Origin of the sequence: Mesorhizobium sp. M1295, from assembly GCF_040318135.1 — a bacterium.
Taxonomy (GTDB): Bacteria; Pseudomonadota; Alphaproteobacteria; order Rhizobiales; family Rhizobiaceae; genus Mesorhizobium.
In genome coordinates, this window is record NZ_JAMYLU010000001.1 from 463,009 (window position 1) to 486,125 (window position 23,117).

A 23,117-nucleotide genomic window follows, 5' to 3' on the forward strand; every position below is an offset into this window, starting at 1 on the left:
GGATCACTAATTTCTGAGCAGCCATCCGGCTCAACTCAGGAGTAACCCCATGACCATTCTCGTTACCGGCGCGACCGGCAATGTCGGCCGCAACGTAGTCGAACAGCTCGTGAAGCGTGGCGCCCATGTGCGCGCTTTGGTTCGCGATCCCTCCAAGGCCAATTTCGCCGCTGGCGTAGATGTCGTGCAGGGCGACCTGCTCGATGTCGATTCCCTACGCAAGGCCTTCTCCGGCGTCTCCACCCTTTTCCTGCTGAACGCGGTGGTGGCCGACGAATACACCCAGGCGCTGGTAGCGCTGGCCGTTGCCCGCGAGGCCGGCATCGAGCGGATCGTCTACCTGTCGGTGATCCACAGCGACCTCTACGTCAACGTGCCGCATTTTGCGGGCAAGTTCGGCGTCGAGCGGATGATCGAGCAGATGGGGCTCAACGCCACCATCCTGCGGCCCGCCTACTTCATGGACAACGACATCACGATCAAGGACGTGGTGATCGGCTACGGCATCTATCCGATGCCGATCGGAGCCAAGGGCATCGCCATGATCGACGCGCGGGACCTGGGCGAGATCGCCGCGATCGAACTCCTCCGCCGTGAGCAGGCCGCCGCGCCGCTCCCGCTCAATCGCATCAACCTGGTCGGCCCCGACACGCTGACTGGCACGGACGTCGCAGCGATCTGGACGGACGTCCTCGGTCGACATATCGCGTATCCCGGCGACGACACCGCCGGCTTCGAGCAGAACCTGCGGCAGTTCATGCCGAGCTGGATGGCCCTCGACATGCGCCTGATGGCGGAGCGCTTCCTCACGGACGGCATGGTCCCCGATGCCGGCGATGTCGATCGGCTGACCGCGCTGCTGGGCCGGCCGTTGCGCTCCTATCGCGACTATGCGGCCGCAATTGCCGTCTGAGCCCCATCACCGACGTTCTGTCCAGGAGACATATCATGATTTACTCGACCGCTACCGTTCCGGTGAATCCCCGAGGCGAGACCAAGCTGACCCGTGCGCAGATATGGCAGGGCCTGGAACTCAAGGCGCGCGACGCCCGCCTGTTCCTGCCCGCAGGCCTCTGCACCCGTTGCGACGTGGAGGAGAGCGCGACCCACTTCGTGCGCGAAGCTATGATCGCCGGTACTGATCTGCGCGAGATCGTGACGCTTGAGCAGGAAGCAAGGTCACCTTCTTCCAGGCGACCGGTCCGCGCGAAGGCGCGGAAATCGCCTTCATAGCTAGTGGTCGGGTCATTCACATCAGTTGCGCCAACGGCAATTGCAACCAGCTGGTGAGCGAGCTGCTTTATAAGCACGGACGAAACGCAAAGCCAGTCCGTCAAAACGCGGGTGTAGATGACGTACTGCTTCACGGCTTTGTCCAGTTCAAGCGTTGTGCCTGACAAGGTGGTGGCCGAAGCATTGTCTAACGTCAACGTTCGTTGTGCTTGACAAGAACCGCAAGATTGAATGGAGGGGCACTGTTTGGTCTGACGGCGAGCCGAGTAGCGACGAGCCTCGCATGGGCCTGGTCCATCCCGCCAAAGTCGAAAGTAGGGTGTTCGTTGCGGGAACGGAAGGTCGACGCTGCGGAAGGGGGCATGGGGTCTTCGCGCGAGCGGGTTATCCGATCCCCCGCTCAGAAATTTCTACCAAACATTCCTGACGGTTACGGCCCGAGCATTGTACGGTTCTTACATCCTGTTGATGTCGGTCAGGGAGAGAGTACTGTCGTCTCTTCGGCGTGCCCCTCGGGGATGGTCGGATGAGTGTCGTTCAAAGTGTCAGTCCAATTCTACATCAGGCTATTGCTGCACTCCTGAACGGGGCGGCTCGCGGAGACATTGTCTCGATCAAGGCTGCAATAGAACGAGTCCGCGTGACTGCGCCTAATCTGCGGGCATCTGACGAAGAGCTAACTGAGGCTATCCTTGAGGTAGCTTCCGCCACTGGCCTGTTCGTGTGTTTCGACGGCCGGGAGTAGCTCTCAGCCACGCGCCTCACTAATCCGCCTAACGTTCCCCCCCAGCATTCCAGGAATTTTGCTCATTGTGGCCCCGCGAGAGGGGGCGCGCGGTCCTGCTTGATCTTCGTAATTAGCAGGAACAAATCCGCTCGCGGTGCAGTTCGGTCCTTTTAAGCATGCAGGCCCGAACATGGCTGAAATCGATAAAGCCAAACAGAAGGTTATTGCCGAAGTTGTGCGGCGGTGGATCACTTCAGAGGTAATCCGCAATTACCTTCGCAACCTGCTAAATCTGCCTGTAGAAAGGGGAACTGCCGGCTGAGCAAAGGTATTTGCTGGAGGAACTTGATAGGGCCGACAAAGAGTGACGTATGGCCCCCCACTGGTTCAACCCTCCGGTCCCCGTCAAGACACAGCGTACCGGGATCATTCGCAACGTCAACAACGCCGAGACAGCCGGCGAGGAGCTGATGAAGTGGACCAAGCGTGGCCCTTGCTGGGACCTCGCGGTGCGCGTTTGCATGGCCGTGATATTCGACGAGATGGAACCCGAGGAGGCCCGCAAAGCATTCCTGGCTGCCGCGATGGAGGAGGGGACGTTAATTCCCCCAACGACAAATAGCTAAATTGTTTTGCGGTATAAGGTTCTATGTGTCTCTGACCAACACCGCCTTCCAGAAAGGAGCCCGCCGCCGGTGAGGGACAGGCGACGGACCCCCTCAGCGGCTGCATCCACGAAGACTCGACCGCTGCAAGTTCTAACCCCGCGAGGGCCTACATCGTTCCCTACAACCTGGGTTGGTCGGCAGGCTTGTGCCGCTCTAAGTTCCCCTTATGGCAACCCATTGGTTCTCCCCTCCGGTTCCTGTGACGACTGACCGTGCCGGTATGACCCGGAACGTGAACAACGTCGAGGCAGCCGGACAGGAGCTGATGAAGTGGACCAAGCGTGGCCCCAAATGGAACCAAGCGGTGCGCGTCTGCATCGCCTGCATTTCCGACGAGATGGAACCTGAGGAGGCACGAAAGGCATTCTTGGCTGCTGCCGAGGAGGAGGGGTGCTGCGCTCGTCTGATTAGGGCCGAATGTGCCAGTTACCCGAGCCCAGTTCCCAAACATTCCTGATCCCTAATGCAACCATTCCCTGATCTCCGAGTTGCGCGACAGGCGGGGAACCTCGGCCGACATGACAAAGCGCGACAAAGCTGGGCATAAGTCCCTTGCGGACGCCGTTCGGCAGTTGATCGGAACCGAAGACAATCGTCGTCATGTACAGAAGCTGTTTGGGCCAGTCGAAACAGAGCTAACCCCAACCCTAGCTTCATTACTTGAGGCGATTGGTAAGGCCAGAGACGACGAAACTCCCTAGCCGCTCTAAGTTCAGCCTCATGGCAACCCTCGGCATTGGCGCCGACTTGCTGGAGCTTTTCATGAAGGCCCGCGATGCAGGCTGAGCCGGACGAGGAAGATCAGCGCTGACCTACCGTTCCAGGGCGGGCCTCGGGTAAGGCATTTCAGATTTAAAAGGAAGGTCGGTTAATACCCCTCGGCGTCAGGCTTGACAGCGGTCCCATGTCGATTGTGAGTGCCGCCTTCCTCCTCTATGCGCGTGATCTCGCCGGCAAGCTCGATCTGCTGACCTCTCTTGATCTTGGACGTGCTGTCCACGATGCAATGCGGGAAGCCGTAGCTCGGAATCGAGACGCTTGTCCGGTCCTCAGTGACCCGCCTACGTATCGTGGCCGTGATCGCAACCAGTGCCCCGCGCCAGACGCTTGAGTCTGGAGCGGACGGTGCCTAGTCAAGATATTGCTAATATACATTCGGCCTGCAAGCTTCGCCGTTGGCGAGGCGGCCCAGCGGCTTGGTTGCGGGGGGGACGGCAGCTAGAGGCCGCTGGGCCTTGACGACCAGCGAGCTTAAGAGGAGGCCCTGTGCTGGCTGGTCAAAACCTTGCGCTTAGGGCAACGGAAAAGCATCATTCGAACGAACACTTTTCGTCAACGAGGAGGGAAGGGAATGCAATCGGCGGCGCTTACCCATTACATAGCCGGCCGTCAGCAGTGGTGACGACTGACACAGTTCGTGGAGTGGCGAGCGGAATCGTCGCTCAGCAATTACATTCTTCCACGATAGGGAATCCCAGACGCAGTGACCATGGTCTTGGCGTTGTCAAAACCGTGGTGTCAGCCAAAACAATGAAAACGCCGGAGCCTCTACGCCTTTGAAAAATATTGGCTTCCCGGGCCGGACGAAACTGCGAACTATGAGCTGCCGATTCCTCTCAAAACTGCGCCGCAGCCCGCCATCAAGACTCGCAAGCGTGACCGGGAGCGCGCCGTGCGCCTCCGATCAACCGGTGGGCCAAAACCATCTTTGAGGCAACGGGCAGTCGCACTCGCGAAGGAACGAGGCGTTGTGCGCACACACGATCTCACAGAGATCGGCGTTCCCCGCTGTTATCTAACCCGGATGTGCGAGGGAGGGGCCGCTAATCAAGGTTCGCTATGGAGTCTACTGAGCAGCAGACGGGGAGGCGGCATAATTACCTTATGCGCGCCTGTCGGAACAACGTGATTGCGGCAAGGAGCGGACGTTGCCCCGCCTATGCGGCTTGCTCACTCTAGCGTCGGGGCGGTCCGCAGACCGTTGAATCGAAAAATCGCTACGAAGCCCACGGGCAGACCTTAGCCTCCCGCGCTGAGCATTTCGACGATTGTTAAATCCAAAGAATCACCACAGGACGGTGGCCGTCGAGCGAGTTTTTAGCAGCCCATTTCCGCAGCCTGTTAATGTGCAACTTGGGAAGCTGCCGACATCAATTCCTCGGGATTCGGCGCTCTGAAGGTGTTGAGGCCATCCTCCAGAACTTCAGTGAAGTTCCAGCGTACGATGCCCGCCCGGTCGATTAGGAACTGACCGACAAGCTGCGCCTGGCTGGAAGCCATCGCCTGCTGATCGACCTCCGTAATCTCATAACCTTCCTTCTTGTTAAGAAATTCATTCATTGCCATGACGTCCATAGGCTCGGGCAACTCGCCCGGGAGATGGAACGGTATCGCCATGACCGTGTCCATCCCGACCTCGCGCAAGCCGAAAGCACGGTGCGAGGCTCGCTCCGGGTCGGATGCGGCGAGAAGATCGGGTGCCGGGTGGTAACGGAAATAGAGCCGCGCCCGCTCGACCGGCGTATTGACCACAGCCAGGCATTCGACGCCTTTCTCACGCAGGGCCGGCTTAAGTTGCGCCATCGCCGCGACATGGCGCCGGCAGAACGGACAGTGCAGGCCTCGGAACAAACCGATCAACAACGGGCTACGGCCTCGAAAATCATCGAGCGCGATCTTGCCTTCGCGTGAGATCGCATTGAGCACAACATTCGGTGCCCGGTCGCCCGGCTGCAGCGGGCGGTCAACACTACTCGTGGACATGGACAACCTCCTCGCCCTGGGTCAGTCAGGGAAGCAGCACACCTAGCGTTTCGGAGGCGATCAAGTGCTGGGGGCGAAAGCTTCCTGTGCCAAGGCAATAGCTTTCGACCTCTGCCATATTGCCGAGGTCGAGATTACGCGCGTTGCAAGCCCATCATAACACGAAAAAGCATCTGCGTCGCCAGTCCTGCGATCGGCTTGCGAAGAATAGGCGGGGCGGGCGAGGCCGCTATTCTGCGCTTGATTTCATCTGTCCTCGATGCTCTGACACGAGATCGAAGCGTAGGGAAAAATCGCACGCCGGCGTGCAAAATCGCGACTTGGCGTAGAAAAGGCGATGGCTCCCCGGGCCGGATTCGAACCAGCGACCAACCGGTTAACAGCCGGTTGCTCTACCACTGAGCTACCGGGGAACAGAGGCTCTCATGTGAGTGGGGCAGCCTATAGCAAACCCGTTTCGGCTTTGCAAAGAAGCATTTCGCATTTTTTCGGTGCTTTTTGGCGCAGGGCTTTCTGGCAATGGCCGGCGAGCGCCCTCATATGAGCTGTCTCTCGCCTGTCGGGGAACGGAAAAGGCCGTTGCGGCTTTCTCCGGCTGATGGTGCTACTGATGCAAACGGATCGACATTTCACATGACGGCAATGAGCGACGAACAGCCACCGGCCCGGAAAATCTCGGTCTTCGGCCGCCAGTTCACCATGCCGCGCTCGCGCGGCCTCAGGATTGCGATCGGCGTCGTGCTGATCATCGGCGGCATTCTCGGCTTCCTGCCGATCCTTGGGTTCTGGATGGTGCCGATCGGATTGCTGGTGCTCTCCTACGAATTCGCATTGGTGCGCCGTCACCGGCGCCGTTTCGTCGTCTGGTGGGAGCGGCGGCGGCGGCCGGACTGAGATTGCCCTGCTGACGCGCCGCTAGCCGGAAAATGCCGGAGGACGGCGTGCTCCGCCTATGCATTAGCTTCTGCATTACCGAGGTTGGTCGAAGCAGCTTTCCAGGCGTTCGCAAAGCTCCTTGAGGACGGCGGTGGCCGATGCCAGCCGCGCACGGTCGCGCGGTGGCAGGCTGTTTGCGCCTTCTATGCTGAGGCGGTCGATGGCATAGCGCACAAGCTCTGCAGACTGCGACAATCCGCGCGGTGTGCCGTCTTCCGTAGCTGCTCGACGCATGGCGGACCCTCCTATCTGCCCAACGTGGCCGCCGGTATCGGGTTCCTCTCGCCGAGAATCGTGCTTAACGATAAGCTAATATGTTATTGCTAGCATGGTATTGCGTTGATAAGCAGTGCCTCGATGTCGGAAGAACCGGTGGGAATGCATGGTGGCCGCTTGACGGCATTTTCGCCGCAACCTATTGGAGCCGGGTGGAACGCCGGGAGCAATGAGGCCTCGTGGCGGAGTGGTTACGCAGAGGACTGCAAATCCTTGCACCCCGGTTCGATTCCGGGCGAGGCCTCCAATGCCCGAGCTCCCGCGCGTCAGCGCCAGGGGGCTTCAGTTCCGGTCGAAACAGCCGCGGCCTCTGCGCGGCAAGCGGATGGTTGGAACATGAGCGCTGATTTTGCCGAACGCCGGGTGAAGATGGTCGACGGCCAGATCCGCACCACCGACGTGACCAGCGCGCCGTTGCTCGAGGCGATGCTTGTCGTGCCGCGCGAGGCCTTTATCGGCGCCGGCCAGCGCGATCTCGCCTATATCGATGAGGACATCCGTATTGCCGATACGGCCGATGGCCCGCGCTATCTGATGGAACCGTCGCCATTGGCCAAGCTGATGCAGCTGGCCGATATCGGCCCAAGCGCTTCGGCACTCGATGTTGGCTGCGGCACCGGCTACGCGGCGGCGATCCTGTCGCGGCTGGCAAGGTCCGTGGTCGCGCTGGAAAGCAATCCGGCGCTGGCCGAAACCGCCACTTCGACGCTTGCCGCGCTGGGTTGCGGCAATGTCACGGTGGTCCAGGGGCCGCTGCCGCAAGGCCATGTTGCCAAGGCGCCTTACGACGTGATCCTGTTCGGCGGCAGCGTGGGGTAGGTGCCGGCGGCGCTGTTCGACCAGCTTGCCGAAGGCGGCCGACTCGTCGCCGTGGAGGGGCAGGGCAATTCGGGCGTAGCCCGGCTTTTTTTTAAGACTGGAGGGGTTGTAACGGGAAGACGCGCATTTAATGCGGCAATTAAGCCACTACCTGGATTTGAACGCATTCCCGCCTTCGAATTCTGAGTGATTTTGCCTTGCAGCGAAGGCGTTGTCATGATCGCTTGCGTTTGAACAATCGTTGCTGATCTGCATAACCGGGTGTTTCTTGGGGGCTTTCAGCGGGGGAACGATAAAAAACGCGGCGCCGGCTGATCAGAGGAGAAGCCAGCGTGGCGCAGTTCCCGTGCAAAACGAATGAGGGAATATAACGTGCCGTCTGTACGCAAGTTGCTTTTTACCGCTGTCCTCGTTTCGGCGACCGCGCTTTCTCCAATGGTCGCCTCGGCCGAAACGATCATCGGGGCCCTTTCAAAGGCCTACCAAAACAATTCCTCGCTCAATTCGACACGCGCCGGCGTCCGCGTCACCGACGAGGGCGTTGCAATCGCCAAGTCCGGCTGGCGCCCGACCATCACCGGTTCCGCGGACATCGACTACACCAGCACCCACGTCAATGGTACCAGTCGAACCGCACGCATAACTACCGGCAACTTTGGCGTCCAGATCAATCAAACCCTGTTCGACGGCTTTCAGACCAGGAACAATGTCGCGGCCGCTGAAGCGCGGGTCAGCGCCTCGGTCGAGAGCCTGCGCAACACCGAAGAAAACACCCTGTTCAACGCGGCAAGTGCCTATATGGACGTCATCCGCGACCGCCAGATCGCGGTGCTGACCGAACAGAATCTGCAATTCCTGACCGAGCAGGCGCGTGCGGCGCGTTCGCGCTTCGAGGTCGGCGAAGGCACGCGCACCGACGTCGCGCAAGCCGATGCTTCGCGCGCCTCCGCGGTGGCGCAGTTGAGCGCCGCCCGCGCGACAGCGCTGGCAAGTGCTGCGACCTATCGCCAGATCGTCGGCGACGAGCCGGGCAGGCTCAGGCCGGCTTCGCCGCTGTCAAAGCTGTTGCCGTCGAGTCTCGATGCAGCGATTGCGATCGCATCGGCCGAACATCCGGCCATCCTCGCCACCGAGCATCTGGTCGACGCGGCGGCGTTTTCGGTTAAATCGGCCGAAGGCGCGCTGCTGCCGCAGCTTTCGGCTAGCGCCGGCGTTTCCGGCGACTATCGCAACACGGTTCCGGGCGTCCTTGGGGCATCGCAGGATGGTACAAGGACGTCGGCGAACATCGGCGCGACACTGACCGTGCCGATCTATTCCGGCGGACGGACCTCGGCGACCGTGCGCCAGAACAAGGAATCGCTCAGCCAGGCGCGGATCGAAGTCGACGTGAGTCGCGACCAGGTGCGCCAGGCCGTGACATCGGCATGGACGCAATATACCGCCGCGCAGCAAAGCGTCACGGCCAACCGGCAGGTGGTCGCCGCCGCGCAGCTTGCCTTGAACGGCGTCATCGAGGAGCGCAATGTCGGCCAGCGTACCACGCTCGACGTTCTCAATGCGCAGGCGACCGTCATCACTGCCAAGATCAATCTTGCCAGTGCCGAACGCGACGTGGTGGTGGCAAGCTATGCCATCCTCTCTGCGGTTGGCCATTTGTCGGCAGACCGCCTTGCGCTCAATGTGACGAAGTACAGGCCGGAAGAGCATTACAACGCCGTCAAAGACAAGTGGATCGGCCTGCGCACGCCGGACGGCCGCTGATCGCCAGGCCGTGGTTTCAGCCCGCGCTCGAACGACGCGCGGGCTTCCACTCCCGACCCTAATCTGTTGAAATCCGAGATGTCGCCAGATTGGGGATTCTCGCAGGGCGTTCCGTCGGTTACGCTGTCGCCATGATTCGAATCCGGCATTGCCGGACAGGAAATCTGAGAACGAGTCACAAGGGCGGCGGATGTGACGATGGCGACGGCAAGCAGCGTACAGCGCGAACCTTCCATGGAAGAGATACTGGCTTCCATCAGAAGGATCATCGAGGACAGCGATACCGGCCGCAAGCAGCCGGGCGACGCGGACGAGCTGCGCCAGGATCTGCAACCGGCGCCGGCAGCCGGACGGGCAGCGGAGGGCGATGCGTTCCGTTCCGAACTGCGCGGCGGACTGGAGATCGCCAAGCCGGCCACGCGGGCCGAGGTGCAGCCATCATCCGCGCCCGTCAATGCGTATACGGAAGTGCGTCCCGGCCCGGCAAAAGCGCCGGTCACTCTGGCTGAGGTGAACACCGCTCCCGAACCGCCCGCAAAGCCGGATCGGCCTGCGACGGCCAAGGCTGCCGAGACGACGGACACCATCATTGCCGATTGGCGGCGCGAGATCGCAGCGGTCGGCGACGCGATGGCCAAGCCGGACCGGGCCGAGCCACCCCGGACGCCGGACGCCGGGCCAAAAGCCGAGGTTTTCGAAGACGAGGCGACTGCTGGACCTGCGCCGGAGCCTTCTGAAAATGGGCCGCAGTCTTCGGAAAGCGGCCTGGAACCTTCGAAAATCGGCCCGGGACCTTCGAAAATGGGATTGGCGAGTTCGGCGGCCAGCGAGGCGCCGTACTCTCGGCCGGCGATCCTTTCGGAACATACGGGGCGGCAGGTTGCCGCCGCCTTCGGCGAGCTTTCAGACGCATTTGCCAGCCGCAGCAAGAAGACCTTCGACGAGATGGCCGAGGAGATGCTGCGGCCGATGCTGCAGGACTGGCTAGACAACAACCTGCCGACGCTGGTCGAGCGGCTGGTGCGCGAGGAAATCGAGCGCGTCGCGCGCGGCGCGCAGTAAGTTCAGAAACCAGGACCAAAGGCTGTCTCCAGGCGGCGTCTTTATTGAGTTTGGACGCCACCCCTCCGGTGTCGAAATCGCCGCTGCCCCTCATCCGCCCTGCCGACAGGCGCCATCGGCGAAGCATCCAATCTTCCCCGTTGCGGGGGAGATGCCCGGCAGGGCAGAGGGGGGTGCTGTCCCTCCGGCCTCTCAACGATCGCAGCTACGCCTGCAGGCAATTGAATTTCCGAGATTGGGGAAGACAGACGTCGAAGGTGGCGATCCTTCCCACCCCCCTCTGTCCTGCCGGACATCTCCCCCGCAAGAAGGGAGATCGGATGACGCTTTGGCTTTCGCCAACCACCAATGCTGCAAGGCAGGGCAATGAGGGGCAGTGCAACCTGAAGCGATTGCCTTGCAACGATCACTTCCGCGAGTTGCACCTAACCATCCCAGCGCTATCTATTTGGCCATGCCGCCCTTGCGGTTGACTTGGCAACAACCTTCCGATTTACACCGGACCACAAATTCCGGACAGCGCGGACCGTTTTCCCATGCTCGAAAAGACCTACGACGCCAAAGCCGTCGAGCCGAAGATTGCCAGGATATGGGAAGAGGCCGACGCGTTTCGGGCCGGTGCCGGCGCCGAGGAGGGGGCTGAAGCCTTCACCATCGTCATCCCGCCGCCGAACGTCACCGGCTCGCTGCATATGGGCCATGCGCTCAACAACACGCTGCAGGACATTCTGGTGCGCTTCGAGCGCATGCGCGGCAAGAACGTCTTGTGGCAGCCGGGCATGGATCATGCCGGCATCGCCACGCAGATGGTGGTCGAGCGCCAGCTGATGGAAAAGCAGATCCATCGCCGCGACCTGACGCGCGATGAGTTCATCGACAAGGTGTGGGAGTGGAAGGCCGAGTCCGGTGGCGCCATCCTCAACCAGCTGAAGCGGCTCGGGGCCTCGGCCGACTGGAGCCGCGAGCGCTTCACCATGGACGAGGGCCTGTCGAAGGCAGTGCTCGAAGTGTTCGTGACGCTCTACAAGGAAGGGCTGATCTACAAGGACAAGCGCCTTGTGAACTGGGACCCGAAGCTGTTGACCGCCATCTCGGATCTCGAGGTCGAGCAGCAGGAGGTCAACGGCAACCTCTCGCACTTCCGCTATCCGATCGAAGGCATGACCTTCGATCCGGAAAATCCGAAGACCTTCATCACCGTTGCGACGACCCGCCCCGAGACGATGCTGGGCGATACGGCTGTCGCAGTCCACCCCGACGACGAGCGTTTCCGGCATCTCGTCGGCAAGAACCTCATCCTGCCGATCGTCGGCCGCAAGATCCCGGTGGTGGCGGACGAGTATTCCGATCCCGAAAAAGGCAGCGGTGCGGTCAAGATCACACCGGCGCATGACTTCAACGATTTCGAGGTCGGCAAGCGCCACCGGCTGCCGGCGGTCAACATCCTCACCGTCAATGCGGCGGTGAGCCTCAAGGACAATGAGGACTTTCTGGCCGGACTGGAAGTGACGCCGGAGCGCCAGGCCGTCTGGGACGGCCTCGATGGCCTGGACCGTTTCGATGCGCGCAAGAAGATCGTCGAGCTGATGGAGGCGGGCGGCTTTCTCGAAAAGGTCGAGCCGCATCGCCATGCGGTGCCGCACGGCGACCGCGGCGGCGTGCCGATCGAGCCGTTTCTGACCGACCAGTGGTATGTCAATGCGGCGGAACTGGCCAAGCCGGCGATCGCCTCGGTGCGCGAGGGCCGCACCAATTTCGTGCCCAAAAACTGGGAAAAGACCTATTTCGACTGGATGGAGAACATCCAGCCCTGGTGCATTTCGCGCCAGCTCTGGTGGGGCCACCAGATCCCTGCCTGGTACGGGCCGGACGGGCATGTCTTTGTCGAAAAGACCGAGGAAGAAGCGCTCGGTGCCGCCGTCGAATATTATCTGGCGCTGGAAGGGCCGTGGAAGGCCTGGGTCGAGGACAAACTCGAGAATTTCCAGACTGGCGAGATCCTGACCCGCGACGAGGACGTGCTCGACACATGGTTCTCGTCGGCGCTGTGGCCGTTCTCGACGCTCGGCTGGCCGGACCAGACGCCGGAGCTGAAGACCTATTACCCGACCGACGTGCTGGTCACCGGTTTCGACATCATCTTCTTCTGGGTCGCCCGCATGATGATGATGGGCCTGCATTTCATGGACCAGGAGCCGTTTCATACCGTTTATGTGCATGCGCTGGTTCGCGACAAGAATGGACAGAAGATGTCGAAGTCGAAAGGCAACGTCATCGATCCGCTCGACCTCATCGACGAATATGGCGCCGATGCGCTGCGCTTCACCTTGACGGTGATGGCAGCGCAAGGGCGCGACGTTAAGCTCGATCCGGCCCGCATTGCCGGCTATCGCAATTTCGGCACCAAGCTGTGGAACGCGACGCGCTTCGCCGAGATGAACGAAGTGGCGCGCGACGACGATTTCTGGCTGCAGGACGCCAAGCTGGCGGTCAACCGCTGGATCCTGACGGAGCTGACGCGAGCCGCGCGCGACATAACCGACGGCATCACCTCGTACCGCTTCAACGAGGCGGCGGGTGCTGCCTACCGGTTCGTCTGGAACCAGTTCTGCGACTGGTACCTGGAACTGCTGAAGCCGGTGTTCATGGGCACCGACGAGGCCGCCAAGGCCGAGAGCAGGGCATGCGTCGCCTTCGTGCTGGACGAGATCTACAAGCTGCTGCATCCGATGATGCCGTTCATGACCGAGGAACTGTGGGCCGAAACCGCCGGCGAAGGCAGGCAACGGCCGTCGCTGCTTTGTCATGCGGCTTGGCCGTCGCCCGACTTCGAGGACGAGGAGGCCGCCGCCGATATCAACTGGCTGGTCGATCTCGTCTCCGGCATCCGCTCGGTGCGTTCGGAAATGAACGTGCCGCCGGCAGCGATCGCGCCCCTGATGGTGATCGGTGCCAATGAAACGACCCACCAAAGGCTTGAGCGCCAGGCATCGGCCATCAAGCGGCTGGCGCGGGTCGGCGACATCTCGCTGGTCGATGCGGCGCCCAAGGGCTCCGCCCAGATCGTCGTCAACGAGGCGACCATCTGCCTGCCGCTCGGCAGCCTGATCGACGTTACAGCCGAGGCAGCGCGCCTGCAGAAGGAACTTGCCAAGGTGACCGAGGAAATTGCGCGGCTTTACAAGAAGCTGTCCAACGAGAAATTCGTCGCCAACGCACCGGACGAGGTGGTGGAGGCCGAGCGCGAAAAACTCGCCGAATATCGCGAGGCGCAAGAGAAGCTTTCGGTGGCATTGACGCGGGTGCGCGATGCCGGCTGATCGAACAAATTGGGCCGGCTGATAGAGCAAATTGGGCCGGCTGATCGAGCAGATTCGCCGGGTCACGAATCTGCTTTCCAGATGGGCTTCCTGCCACGAAAACAGGCATTCCGCAGCGTAAATCTTGAGGCAAACTGAATGTTTTTGCCCCATTGTTGCCATAATGTAACAATGGGTGGCTGCGCACGCGAAATGCCCAGTTTTGTCGTGATTTAGGCGATTTTCCCGATTTTTCTCATTGATTTGTACCGAGCCAGCCATTTTCCCGCCTTGTCGAGAAGGCCGACACCTTGTCGGAAATGCGTTCAGCCAAGGTGTACATGTACGCACGGCGAATTCGTTGTTGCGCGGTTAACCTGAATTGGTTCTAGCTTGATGCAAGGATATTCGGGGAGGAGATTCATGTGTTATTCGCGTCTGAAAGCACTGCTGGGCGCGGGGGCTTTTTCGCTGGCTTTCGTTGGGACGGTGCAAGCCGGGGGCTTTGACCGGGGCGGCGTCAACATCGACCAGCTGTTCGACGCGGCGCCATATTCGTTCGACGCAGGCGTCACCTATGTTTCGCCCCAGCGCAAACTCAAGAATGTGCAGCGTCTGGATGGGTCGGGATTGTCGACGTCGGCGGTGGATGTTGGTGGCGACTATGCGGTGCCGCATGTCGGCATCAAGGCCAACATCTTTGAGCCCGTAGACTGTCTTGCCACCTATACCAGACCGTATGGTGCGGACGCAAATTTCGGCATGAACAACGCCTATTCGCCGACAGCGGTCAAATACTCCGTCGACACAGACGATTTCAGCCTCACCTGCTCCTACAAGGTGAACGTCGGCAAGGGCGCCGTACGATTCATTGGCGGTGTCTCCTACCAGCAGGTCGACGCGTTTCTGTCCCGCCAGACACTGCTCGCCTTCGGCAATACCGGCCTCGGTGTCTTCAAGCTGTCCGACGAGGCATGGGGTTGGCGTGCGGGCGCAGCCTATGAGATCCCCGAGATCGCTCTGCGCGCCAGCCTGATGTACTCTTCCAGCTACAAATATGACGGGCTGTCGGGAACGGTCGACACGACCGGCTTCAGGGGCGCCTTTCCAGCGGATCTGGTTCCTGGCTCTACCGGCGTGTACCCAGTCTCGGCGTCGGCCGAGATACCTCAGGCTCTGGAATTCAAGCTGCAGAGCGGTATAGCTCCTGGCTGGCTGGCCTTTGGTTCCATCCGCTGGCAGGAGTGGAGCAAGCTTGGCGTCATTGCCATCAATGGCGTGCGCAGCCCGGTAACCGGTGCTCCCTCGCCCGTTTCATTCGACCTGCTTTATCGCGACGGCTGGACGATCACGGGCGGTATCGGTCACAAGTTCACCGACCAATTGTCGGGCGTGGTTTCGCTGACCTGGGATCGCGGCACCTCGACGACCTCCGGCTATCAGTCGGATACCTGGGCCGTGGCCAGCGGCGTCTCCTATTCGCCGAACGACCAGGTCGAGGTCAGGCTCGGCGGCTCGATCGGTGTGCTGACGAGCGGGTCATCGACTTTCAGCGGTGTCGGCGACGTGGCAAATGCCGTCACCTATACCTACGGCAACGACCTGCTTCTCGCCGGTTCGGCTTCCGTCAAGATCAAGTTCTAACTACAAATTTTTAAACGACAAAACGGCCGGGCACTGCCCGGTCGTTTCGTTCGGTGCGTCATCCGTCATTCGGCCAGCGCAACAATTGCCCCTATGATGTTCGCTCCGATAATTGTGACGTTTCGGCAACAGTTTCTGAACAACCCTCGCGCCACCCGGCCGCCCGGGAACATTGCCCATTTCCCGCCATAAACCCGGCGCACCTCGAACTTGTCTCGGGACACGCGCCAAAAGGCTAGGCGAAGAGGCAGGCCGCACCGCCCGCGGCGAGGACGAGTATGGACGCCAGAGCGATCTCCAAGGCCAAGCTGCCAAGCCGTCACGTGACCGTTGGTCCCGAGCGGGCGCCGCATCGCTCCTACCTCTATGCGATGGGGCTGTCGGCGGCCGAGATCGCGCAGCCGCTGGTTGGTGTCGCCAGCTGCTGGAACGAGGCCGCACCTTGCAACATCTCACTGATGCGCCAGGCGCAAGTGGTCAAGAAGGGCGTGGCGGCCGCCAAAGGCACGCCGCGCGAATTCTGCACCATCACCGTCACCGACGGCATCGCCATGGGCCACCAGGGCATGAAGTCGTCGCTGGTGTCACGCGAGGTCATCGCCGATTCAGTCGAGCTTACCATGCGCGGCCATTGCTACGATGCGCTGGTCGGCCTGGCCGGTTGCGACAAGTCGCTGCCCGGCATGATGATGGCTATGGTGCGCCTCAACGTGCCGTCCATCTTCATCTATGGCGGCTCGATCCTGCCCGGCAGCTACCGTGGCCGGCAGATCACCGTGCAGGACGTATTCGAGGCGGTCGGCCAGCATTCGGTCGGCACCATCGGCGACGCCGAACTGCTAGAAATCGAGCAAGCCGCGTGTCCGTCGGCCGGCTCCTGCGGCGCCCAGTTCACCGCCAACACCATGGCCACCGTCGCTGAGGCGATCGGCCTGGCGCTGCCCTATTCCTGCGGCGCGCCGGCACCCTACGAGATGCGCGACCGCTTCAATTTCGCTTCCGGCGAAAAGATCATGGAGTTGATCGCAAGGAACATCCGCCCTCGCGACATCGTTACGATGAAAGCGTTGGAAAATGCCGCGACCGTGGTCTCGGCCACCGGCGGCTCGACCAACGCGGCGCTGCATCTGCCGGCGATCGCGCACGAAGCCGGGATAAAGTTCGACCTTTTCGACGTGGCCAGGATATTCGAAAAGACACCCTACATCGCCGACCTCAAGCCGGGCGGCAAATACGTCGCCAAGGACATGTTCGAGGCCGGCGGCATTCCGCTCTTGATGAAGACGCTGCTCGACCATGGCTATCTTCATGGCGATTGCCTGACGGTGACCGGCCGCACTTTGGCCGAAAATATGGAACATGTTTCCTGGAATGACAGCCAGGATGTGGTCCGTCCCGCCAACAAGCCGATTACCCAGACCGGCGGGGTCGTGGGCTTGAAGGGTAACCTTGCCCCCGAAGGCGCGATCGTGAAGGTCGCAGGCATGGCGGAACTCAAATTCTCGGGTCCGGCGCGCTGCTTCGATTCGGAAGAGGAATGTTTCGAGGCGGTTACGCGCCGTAACTATAGCGAAGGCGAGGTTCTCGTCATCCGTTACGAGGGTCCGCGCGGCGGCCCGGGCATGCGCGAAATGCTGTCGACGACGGCGGCTCTCTACGGCCAGGGCATGGGCGGCAAGGTGGCGCTCATCACCGACGGGCGTTTTTCTGGCGCGACGCGCGGTTTCTGCATCGGCCATGTCGGGCCGGAAGCGGCCGTCGGTGGCCCGATCGGGCTTCTGAAAGACGGCGACTTGATCTCGATCGATGCGGTGAACGGCACGATCGAGGTTGCATTGTCCAAAGCCGAACTGGCGGCGAGGGCAAAAGCATGGAAGGCGCGCACGACCGACTATCAGTCGGGCGCGATCTGGAAATACGCACAGACGGTCGGATCTGCCCGCGACGGCGCGGTCACCCATCCGGGCGGTGCCAAAGAAACACACTGCTATGCGGACATCTGAGTTGTTGAGGTCGTCTGTCCTTTCGGCACTGGTTGCGCTCGCCACGTTTGGCGCGACCTTAGGCGCCGTCGGCCAGGCCATGGCCTTCGACGACAAGGTGTTCGACGACAAGACCGGCGTGAAGCCGCAGTCGAGCCCGTGGGCGGTGTTCCAGTTCGGCTTTTCCGCTTACAAGAACGGCCATAAGGAGCAGGCCGCGGAAGCCTACAAATATGCCGCCGAGAACGGCCAGATCGGCGCCACCTGGAAGCTTGCGCGCATGTATGCCGAAGGCGATGGCGTGGCGCGAGACGACTACGCGGCGTTCAAGTTCTTCAGCGAGATCGTCGACCAGGACGTCGAGCCCGGTTCGCCCGAGGAAAGCTATGTTTCGGACGCGCTGGTGGCGCTTGGCGACTATCTGAGGAAAGGCATTCCCGGCAGCCCCGTCGAGGAGAACGAGGTGGCGGCCCAGGAATATTACATGCGTGCCGCCGCCAACTACCGCAATCCGAACGCCCAGTTCGAGATGGGCCAGATGTTCCTCAAGGGCGAGGGCGGCGTCAAGGCCAGCGTCAAGCAGGCCGGACGCTGGTTCCAGCTGGCGGCCGAAAAGGGCCATGCGGGCGCGCAGGCGACGCTCGGCAACCTGCTTTTCCAAAGCGGCAAGATCGTCCGCGGGCTGGCGATGATGACCGCGGCACTCGAACGAGCCTCACCCGCCGACCAGCCATGGATCCGCGGCATGCAGGAAGAAGCGTTTGCCGCCGCCGGCGAAGCCGACCGTCGCACCGCGATTTCGCTGGCCGACGATATCCTGACCAAGGGTGGCGGCGACCAGTAGGCCGGCGGGATTTGTCGATTTAAATCAGTTCTCGGTCGGTTTCGCCGGCACGCCGCCGGGCGCCGGTGTTGATATCGGCGTGCCTTGCAGATGCGGGGCCAGTGTGTTCTCCGGGCAGCCGTCCCGCTGCTTTGTCCAGGACGTGTTGTTGAGCACCATCTCGCAGCGGGCGAGGTGGCTTTGTCCGGCAAGTGTCAGGCAGGCCATTTGACCGATCTGGAACGATTTGCCATTGGCAAGGCATAGCGGAGCGGCAACGGCCGGCATCGCGCCAAAAGCGAGCGCCGCGGCACACGTGCAAAGTGCAAGTCGGATAGTCATGGGAACCCCAGCCACCATGATGATTTCTCATCAAGCGCGCGATTTGTGGCGATAAGAGGTCAACTTCTCAATGTGCCGCCGGACAGCAGCTCCGATCAGGCCGGCCGCAGCGCCAGATCGATCGCCACCGGCACATGGTCGGAGGGTTTTTCCCAGGCGCGCACCTGTTTTTCGATCGAAGCCGAGGAAAACCAATTGGCGGCTTCGGGCGACAGAAGCAGGTGGTCGATGCGGATGCCGTTGTTCTTCTGCCAGGCGCCGGCCTGATAGTCCCAGAACGTAAAGACGTCGGGGGCGTCGGTGACGGCACGCACGGCTTCGGTGAAGCCGAGATTCTTCAGCCGCCGGAACGCCTGCCGCGTTGCGGGCTGGAACAGCGCGTCGCTTAGCCAGTTTTCCGGATATTTCGCATCGGCCGGCTCAGGAATGACATTGTAGTCGCCGGCCAGGACCAGCGGCTCTTCCAGTGCAAGCCGCTCCTCGGCCCAGCGCTCCAGCCGCGTCATCCAGGAAAGCTTGTAGGAGAACTTCTTCTCGTCGTCGATTGGGTTGCCGTTCGGCAGATAGATAGAGGCAACCCGCAAGGCGCCCTTGTCGGTCGAGAACACGCCTTCGATGAAACGCGCCTGCTCGTCGGCATCGTCGCCCGGCAAGCCGCGATTGACCTCGTCGAAACGCAGCTTCGACAGGATGGCGACGCCGTTGAAGCCTTTTTGGCCGTAGGTCTCGACATTGTAGCCGAGCGCCTCGATCTCGGCGCGAGGAAATTGCTCGTCGACCGTCTTGATCTCCTGCAGGCAGGCGATGTCGGGCGCGCTTTCCGTCAGCCAATGGGTCAAATTGCCGATGCGGGCGCGGACGCCGTTGATGTTCCAGGTGACGATTTTCATGACGTCCTCGATAGGCTGGTGGTCCGGAGACTAGCGATCCGGCGGGTGACGTTCGACAAGGCCGATCGTATTGCCTGCCGGGTCCTTTAGGAAGGCCATCCACTCGCTTTCCCCCGCCTGGCCGAACAGGCCTTCGGTGTCGCGATGGACGAGCGCCGGCGGCGCGGTGAAGGGAACACCGGCGGCCCTTGCCGAAGCGTGGAACTCTTCGAGGTCCGATATGTCGAGATAGACGGTGCCGGCCGGCAGGCCGTCGGTGAAAAGCAGGCGCACGTCACCTGCCATGATGAAGGCGATGCCTGGAGGATCGAAACGCGCATGCAGACTCATGCCGAGCACCTCGCGCCAGAAGGCCAGCGTTGCGTCGAGGTCGCGTCCGGCGGAAAGCGCGATCTGACGAACCGCGCCGATGTCGGGCATTTCTAGATCGAGAAGCTGGTGCCGCAGCCGCAGGAGGCGACCGCATTGGGGTTCCTGATCTGGAACGACTGGCCCATCAGATCGTCGACAAAATCGATCACCGAGCCGCCCATATAGACCAGCGACAGGTCGTCGATCAGCACGGTTGCGCCGTCCTTCTCGATGGCGACGTCGTCATCATTGCGCCTATCGACCAGATCGAACTTGTAGGAGAAGCCGGAACAGCCGCCGCCCTCGACCGAGACGCGCAGGGCCGTCTTGCCGGCTTCGCTCGCCACGATCTTGGCGATCCGCTTGGCGGCGGCGTCGGTCATCTCGACTTTCATGGCGGTCTTGGCATCAGCGCCCATGGGCGTCACCTTGCTTTCGGTTTCGTATGATAGGTATGAAGCGCGACGGGGCAAGTCAACTGCGGCATACGCTATGACCAACGAGTTGGGCGACATCGGATTCGGCTATCGGCCGCGCGCGGCCTATGCCAGCGACCCGGCGAAGTCGCGCGGCCGGCTGTTCGACGAGGTGGAAAGCCCGACGCGCACGCCGTTCCAGCGCGACCGCGACCGCATCATCCATTCGACGGCGTTCCGCCGGCTGAAGCACAAGACGCAAGTGTTCGTCGCACACGAAGGCGACCATTACCGCACAAGGCTGACGCATTCGATCGAGGTGGCGCAAATTGCACGCGCTCTGGCGCGGGCACTGCGCGGCGACGAGGACCTGGCCGAGGCGGTGGCCCTGGTGCACGACTTCGGCCACACACCCTTCGGCCATACCGGCGAGGACGCGCTGAACGAGAAGATGGCCGCCTGGGGCGGCTTCGACCACAATGCGCAATCGCTGCGCGTGGTGACGCGGCTGGAACGGCGCTATGCCGAGTTCGATGGGCTGAACCTCACCTGGGAAACGCTGGAGGGGCTGGTCAAGCACAATGGCCCACTGACCGATGCCAAGGGCAAAGGGCTGAAGGGGCCGGTGCCGCAGGCGATCCGCGACTATTCCGAACTGCACGACCTCGAGCTCGACCGCTTCGCCGGTATCGAGGCGCAGTGCGCGGCGATTGCCGACGACATCGCCTACAACACCCATGACATCGACGACGGGCTGAGGGCAGGGCTGCTGACGCTGGACATGCTGGAGGACCTCTCGCTGCCGGGGTCGATCCTCAAGGGGGTGCGTGAGCGCTATCCGGCGCTCGATGACGTACGCACCGGCCACGAGCTGATGCGCCGGCAGATCACTATCATGGTCGAGGACGTGATCGTCTCGACGACGGCTAATCTGGCGCGCATCAAGCCCGACAGCGCCGAGGCGGTAAGGGCGGCCGGCGAGACGATGGTGAGCTTCTCCGCCGAGACGGCCGTATCGGAAAAGGAGCTGAAGGCCTTTCTCTACAAGCATCTCTATCGGCACGCGGAGGTCATGCGGGTGCGCGCCGACGCCGACCAGATCGTCAGGGACCTGTTCGACGTCTATTTCGCCGATCCGCGCGCCATGCCGGATGGCTGGCGCGAAGGGCTCGATCGGGCGGAGGATCGCGTCAAGGCGCGCAGTGTTGCCGATTTCCTGGCTGGCATGACGGACACTTATGCACTCAAGGAACACAGGCGTTTGTTTGACCATACGCCGGATTTGAGCTAGGGCGGGCGCGATTTTGCCGGCCAACGAGCCGGATCCCTGCAAAACCGTCAGAGCCATAGCAATGAACATCTTCGCCGATTTCAACGCGCGAATCATAAAGGCCGTCGAAGCGCTTGATTTGAAAGACAAGGATGGCGTGCCGCCGGATCTGTCGCGCATCGCCGTCGAGCCGCCGCGCGATGCCAGCCATGGCGATCTCGCCACCAACGCTGCCATGGTGTTGGCCAAGCCGACCGGCCAGAACCCGCGCGCGCTGGCCGAAAGGCTGGCCGAGGCGCTGCGCGCCGACGAGGATATCGCGGCCGCCGAGATCGCCGGCCCGGGCTTCGTCAATCTCAAGCTCAAGGACGACTTCTGGCAGGCACATCTGACGGCGCTGCTCGGCGAGGGCCGCAATTACGGCCGCTCGACAGTCGGCGGCGGCAAGAAAACCAATGTCGAGTATGTCTCCGCCAACCCGACCGGGCCGATGCATGTCGGCCATTGCCGGGGTGCCGTGGTCGGCGACGCGCTCGCCAACCTGATGGCCTTCGCCGGTTACGACGTGACCAAGGAATATGTCATCAACGATGCCGGTTCGCAGATCGACGTGCTCGGACGCTCGGTCATCCTGCGCTACCGCGAGGCGCTTGGCGATGAGATCGGCGAGATTCCGGCCGGGCTTTATCCAGGCGACTATCTGATCCCCGTTGGTCAGGCGTTGGCCAGCGAATTCGGCCGCTCCCTACTGCAGATGCCGGACGAGGAGGCACTTGCCATCGTCAAGGACAGGACGATCGACGCGATGATGGCGATGATCCGCGAGGATCTGGCGCTGCTCAACGTGCATCACGACGTCTTCTTTTCCGAGCGGACGCTGCATGCCAACAATGCGAAGAAGATCCGCTCGGCGATCAGCGACCTGACGCTGAAGGGCCACATCTACAAGGGCAAGCTGCCGCCGCCCAAGGGCGAGAAGCCGGACGACTGGGAGGACCGCGAGCAGACGCTGTTCCGCTCGACCGCGGTCGGCGACGACATGGACCGGGCGCTGGTCAAGTCGGACGGTACCTTCACCTATTTCGCTGCCGATGTCGCTTACCTCAAGGACAAGGTCGATCGCGGCTTCGTTGACCTGATCTATGTGCTTGGCGCCGATCATGGCGGCTATGTGAAACGGCTGGAAGCGCTTGCCCGGGCGATTGCCGGCGACGAGGTCAAGCTTACCGTGCTGCTTTGCCAGCTGGTGAGGCTGTTTCGCGCCGGTGAGCCGGTGCGCATGTCGAAGCGGTCGGGCGAGTTCGTGACCTTGCGTGAAGTGGTCGAGGAGGTCGGCCGCGACCCGATCCGCTTCATGATGCTCTACCGCAAGAACGACGCGCCGCTCGATTTCGACTTCGCCAAGGTGACCGAGCAGTCGAAGGACAATCCCGTGTTCTACGTGCAGTATGCCTCGGCGCGCTGCCATTCGGTGTTCCGGCAGGCAAGCGAGCAATTGGGCGAGGCCATGTTCGACCGCAACCAGCTGGCCGCCGAAGTGGCTTTGCTGACCGACGAGGGTGAGATCGGCCTGATCAGGAAGCTTGCCGAATATCCGCGGCTGATCGAAGCCGCGGCGCTCGCGCTTGAGCCCCACCGGCTGGCATTTTACCTCTACGAACTTGCTTCCAGCTTCCACGGACACTGGAACCGGGGCACCGATAATCCCGACTTACGTTTTGTTAAGGTTAACGACCGACAATTGACGCATGCCAGACTAGGGCTGGTGCAGGCTGTTTCGGACGTTTTGACGTCCGGCCTGACGCTGATCGGAGCCAATGCGCCCACCGAAATGCGTTAGGTTTGAGTAAAA

At 61.8% G+C, this 23,117-nt stretch carries 19 protein-coding genes, 2 tRNA genes and 2 pseudogenes; 16 read left to right on the forward strand and 7 right to left on the reverse strand.

The window, feature by feature from the left end; genetic code table 11:
- Window positions 1-49: 49 nt before the first annotated feature.
- The 5 genes and pseudogenes from NKH29_RS02190 to NKH29_RS02210 all read left to right on the forward strand — a co-directional run bounded on the left by NKH29_RS02190 (window position 50) and on the right by NKH29_RS02210 (window position 3,085).
- Entirely contained in the window at window positions 50-913 is an 864-nt protein-coding gene (locus tag NKH29_RS02190; protein ID WP_352791771.1) for an SDR family oxidoreductase, read from the forward strand.
- 35 nt (window positions 914-948) lie between these two features.
- Window positions 949-1,223: pseudogene (locus NKH29_RS02195) on the forward strand (AtaL-like protein); the annotation flags it as partial.
- Window positions 1,224-2,150: 927 nt separating this feature from the next.
- Window positions 2,151-2,282 (forward strand): hypothetical protein, encoded by a 132-nt coding sequence (locus NKH29_RS02200; RefSeq protein WP_280940424.1) that lies wholly within the window; start codon window positions 2,151-2,153, stop codon window positions 2,280-2,282.
- Between the two features lie 49 nt (window positions 2,283-2,331).
- Entirely contained in the window at window positions 2,332-2,586 is a 255-nt protein-coding gene (locus NKH29_RS02205; RefSeq protein ID WP_023720040.1) for a DUF982 domain-containing protein, read from the forward strand.
- A gap of 208 nt (window positions 2,587-2,794) precedes the next feature.
- Entirely contained in the window at window positions 2,795-3,085 is a 291-nt protein-coding gene (locus tag NKH29_RS02210) for a DUF982 domain-containing protein (protein WP_023720041.1), read from the forward strand.
- Window positions 3,086-4,749: 1,664 nt separating this feature from the next.
- On the opposite strand, the gene NKH29_RS02215 is transcribed toward NKH29_RS02210, so the two are convergent.
- Window positions 4,750-5,391, reverse strand: a complete 642-nt coding sequence (locus tag NKH29_RS02215; protein ID WP_287212788.1) for a peroxiredoxin-like family protein — start codon at window positions 5,389-5,391, stop codon at window positions 4,750-4,752.
- A gap of 338 nt (window positions 5,392-5,729) precedes the next feature.
- Window positions 5,730-5,804, reverse strand: a tRNA-Asn gene (locus tag NKH29_RS02220).
- Between the two features lie 220 nt (window positions 5,805-6,024).
- Between NKH29_RS02220 and NKH29_RS02225 the strand changes: the two genes are divergently transcribed.
- Window positions 6,025-6,285, forward strand: coding sequence for a hypothetical protein (locus tag NKH29_RS02225; protein WP_023676401.1), 261 nt, complete (start codon window positions 6,025-6,027; stop codon window positions 6,283-6,285).
- 75 nt (window positions 6,286-6,360) lie between these two features.
- Here the strand turns inward: NKH29_RS02225 and NKH29_RS02230 are convergent, their stop codons facing one another.
- Window positions 6,361-6,561 carry a hypothetical protein gene (locus NKH29_RS02230; protein ID WP_352643778.1) on the reverse strand — a complete coding sequence of 67 codons (201 nt, stop codon included), beginning with the start codon at window positions 6,559-6,561 and terminating at the stop codon, window positions 6,361-6,363.
- Between the two features lie 215 nt (window positions 6,562-6,776).
- Here NKH29_RS02230 and NKH29_RS02235 point away from each other — a divergent pair.
- The 8 genes and pseudogenes from NKH29_RS02235 to NKH29_RS02270 all read left to right on the forward strand — a co-directional run bounded on the left by NKH29_RS02235 (window position 6,777) and on the right by NKH29_RS02270 (window position 18,017).
- Window positions 6,777-6,850: transfer RNA gene (locus NKH29_RS02235), tRNA-Cys, on the forward strand.
- 89 nt (window positions 6,851-6,939) lie between these two features.
- Window positions 6,940-7,608 (forward strand): annotated as a pseudogene (locus NKH29_RS02240) (protein-L-isoaspartate O-methyltransferase family protein).
- A 186-nt stretch (window positions 7,609-7,794) separates the two neighbouring features.
- Window positions 7,795-9,186, forward strand: a complete 1,392-nt coding sequence (locus NKH29_RS02245) for a TolC family outer membrane protein (protein WP_023720047.1) — start codon at window positions 7,795-7,797, stop codon at window positions 9,184-9,186.
- Window positions 9,187-9,384: 198 nt separating this feature from the next.
- Window positions 9,385-10,248, forward strand: a complete 864-nt coding sequence (locus tag NKH29_RS02250) for a DUF2497 domain-containing protein (protein ID WP_352495394.1) — start codon at window positions 9,385-9,387, stop codon at window positions 10,246-10,248.
- Between the two features lie 536 nt (window positions 10,249-10,784).
- Complete coding sequence (locus tag NKH29_RS02255) at window positions 10,785-13,568, forward strand: valine--tRNA ligase (protein WP_352998909.1); 2,784 nt, start codon at window positions 10,785-10,787, stop codon at window positions 13,566-13,568.
- A gap of 402 nt (window positions 13,569-13,970) precedes the next feature.
- Window positions 13,971-15,191: an OmpP1/FadL family transporter gene (locus tag NKH29_RS02260; RefSeq protein WP_352998911.1), complete on the forward strand. Its 1,221-nt coding sequence runs from the start codon at window positions 13,971-13,973 to the stop codon at window positions 15,189-15,191.
- A 278-nt stretch (window positions 15,192-15,469) separates the two neighbouring features.
- A complete protein-coding gene (ilvD, locus tag NKH29_RS02265) occupies window positions 15,470-17,194 on the forward strand; it encodes a dihydroxy-acid dehydratase (protein ID WP_023720050.1) in 1,725 nt (574 codons plus the stop codon).
- Entirely contained in the window at window positions 17,181-18,017 is an 837-nt protein-coding gene (locus NKH29_RS02270; protein ID WP_023678939.1) for a tetratricopeptide repeat protein, read from the forward strand. Before ilvD ends, NKH29_RS02270 begins: the two co-directional genes overlap by 14 nt.
- 24 nt (window positions 18,018-18,041) lie before the next feature.
- Here the strand turns inward: NKH29_RS02270 and NKH29_RS02275 are convergent, their stop codons facing one another.
- From NKH29_RS02275 to erpA, 4 genes are all read right to left on the reverse strand, one after another.
- Window positions 18,042-18,356, reverse strand: coding sequence for a hypothetical protein (locus NKH29_RS02275; RefSeq protein ID WP_023720051.1), 315 nt, complete (start codon window positions 18,354-18,356; stop codon window positions 18,042-18,044).
- A 77-nt stretch (window positions 18,357-18,433) separates the two neighbouring features.
- The gene (gene xth / locus NKH29_RS02280; RefSeq protein ID WP_023720052.1) at window positions 18,434-19,228 is read right to left on the reverse strand and encodes an exodeoxyribonuclease III; all 795 of its coding nucleotides are present in this window, start codon (window positions 19,226-19,228) and stop codon (window positions 18,434-18,436) included.
- Window positions 19,229-19,258: 30 nt separating this feature from the next.
- Window positions 19,259-19,648: a VOC family protein gene (locus tag NKH29_RS02285; RefSeq protein ID WP_352495391.1), complete on the reverse strand. Its 390-nt coding sequence runs from the start codon at window positions 19,646-19,648 to the stop codon at window positions 19,259-19,261.
- A gap of 2 nt (window positions 19,649-19,650) precedes the next feature.
- Window positions 19,651-19,998 carry an iron-sulfur cluster insertion protein ErpA gene (erpA, locus tag NKH29_RS02290; protein ID WP_352467016.1) on the reverse strand — a complete coding sequence of 116 codons (348 nt, stop codon included), beginning with the start codon at window positions 19,996-19,998 and terminating at the stop codon, window positions 19,651-19,653.
- A 73-nt stretch (window positions 19,999-20,071) separates the two neighbouring features.
- Here erpA and NKH29_RS02295 point away from each other — a divergent pair, with 73 nt between their 5' ends.
- Both NKH29_RS02295 and argS read left to right on the forward strand, forming a co-directional pair.
- A complete protein-coding gene (locus NKH29_RS02295) occupies window positions 20,072-21,286 on the forward strand; it encodes a deoxyguanosinetriphosphate triphosphohydrolase (protein ID WP_352495390.1) in 1,215 nt (404 codons plus the stop codon).
- Between the two features lie 61 nt (window positions 21,287-21,347).
- Window positions 21,348-23,105 carry an arginine--tRNA ligase gene (gene argS / locus NKH29_RS02300; protein WP_352482121.1) on the forward strand — a complete coding sequence of 586 codons (1,758 nt, stop codon included), beginning with the start codon at window positions 21,348-21,350 and terminating at the stop codon, window positions 23,103-23,105.
- Window positions 23,106-23,117 lie beyond the last annotated feature (12 nt).

What these genes read in the sequence shown, in the direction of transcription:
- NKH29_RS02285 (WP_352495391.1), bottom strand. Translation starts at nt 19,648, where the DNA reads ATGCCCGACATCGGCGCGGTTCGTCAGATCGCGCTTTCCGCCGGACGC.
- argS (WP_352482121.1), top strand. Translation starts at nt 21,348, where the DNA reads ATGAACATCTTCGCCGATTTCAACGCGCGAATCATAAAGGCCGTCGAA.
- NKH29_RS02255 (WP_352998909.1), top strand. Translation starts at nt 10,785, where the DNA reads ATGCTCGAAAAGACCTACGACGCCAAAGCCGTCGAGCCGAAGATTGCC.
- ilvD (WP_023720050.1), top strand. Translation starts at nt 15,470, where the DNA reads ATGGACGCCAGAGCGATCTCCAAGGCCAAGCTGCCAAGCCGTCACGTG.
- NKH29_RS02210 (WP_023720041.1), top strand. Translation starts at nt 2,795, where the DNA reads ATGGCAACCCATTGGTTCTCCCCTCCGGTTCCTGTGACGACTGACCGT.
- NKH29_RS02200 (WP_280940424.1), top strand. Translation starts at nt 2,151, where the DNA reads ATGGCTGAAATCGATAAAGCCAAACAGAAGGTTATTGCCGAAGTTGTG.
- NKH29_RS02215 (WP_287212788.1), bottom strand. Translation starts at nt 5,391, where the DNA reads ATGTCCACGAGTAGTGTTGACCGCCCGCTGCAGCCGGGCGACCGGGCA.
- NKH29_RS02260 (WP_352998911.1), top strand. Translation starts at nt 13,971, where the DNA reads ATGTGTTATTCGCGTCTGAAAGCACTGCTGGGCGCGGGGGCTTTTTCG.
- NKH29_RS02270 (WP_023678939.1), top strand. Translation starts at nt 17,181, where the DNA reads ATGCGGACATCTGAGTTGTTGAGGTCGTCTGTCCTTTCGGCACTGGTT.
- NKH29_RS02205 (WP_023720040.1), top strand. Translation starts at nt 2,332, where the DNA reads ATGGCCCCCCACTGGTTCAACCCTCCGGTCCCCGTCAAGACACAGCGT.
- xth (WP_023720052.1), bottom strand. Translation starts at nt 19,228, where the DNA reads ATGAAAATCGTCACCTGGAACATCAACGGCGTCCGCGCCCGCATCGGC.
- NKH29_RS02230 (WP_352643778.1), bottom strand. Translation starts at nt 6,561, where the DNA reads ATGCGTCGAGCAGCTACGGAAGACGGCACACCGCGCGGATTGTCGCAG.
- erpA (WP_352467016.1), bottom strand. Translation starts at nt 19,998, where the DNA reads ATGGGCGCTGATGCCAAGACCGCCATGAAAGTCGAGATGACCGACGCC.
- NKH29_RS02190 (WP_352791771.1), top strand. Translation starts at nt 50, where the DNA reads ATGACCATTCTCGTTACCGGCGCGACCGGCAATGTCGGCCGCAACGTA.
- NKH29_RS02275 (WP_023720051.1), bottom strand. Translation starts at nt 18,356, where the DNA reads ATGGTGGCTGGGGTTCCCATGACTATCCGACTTGCACTTTGCACGTGT.
- NKH29_RS02295 (WP_352495390.1), top strand. Translation starts at nt 20,072, where the DNA reads ATGACCAACGAGTTGGGCGACATCGGATTCGGCTATCGGCCGCGCGCG.
- NKH29_RS02250 (WP_352495394.1), top strand. Translation starts at nt 9,385, where the DNA reads ATGGCGACGGCAAGCAGCGTACAGCGCGAACCTTCCATGGAAGAGATA.
- NKH29_RS02225 (WP_023676401.1), top strand. Translation starts at nt 6,025, where the DNA reads ATGACGGCAATGAGCGACGAACAGCCACCGGCCCGGAAAATCTCGGTC.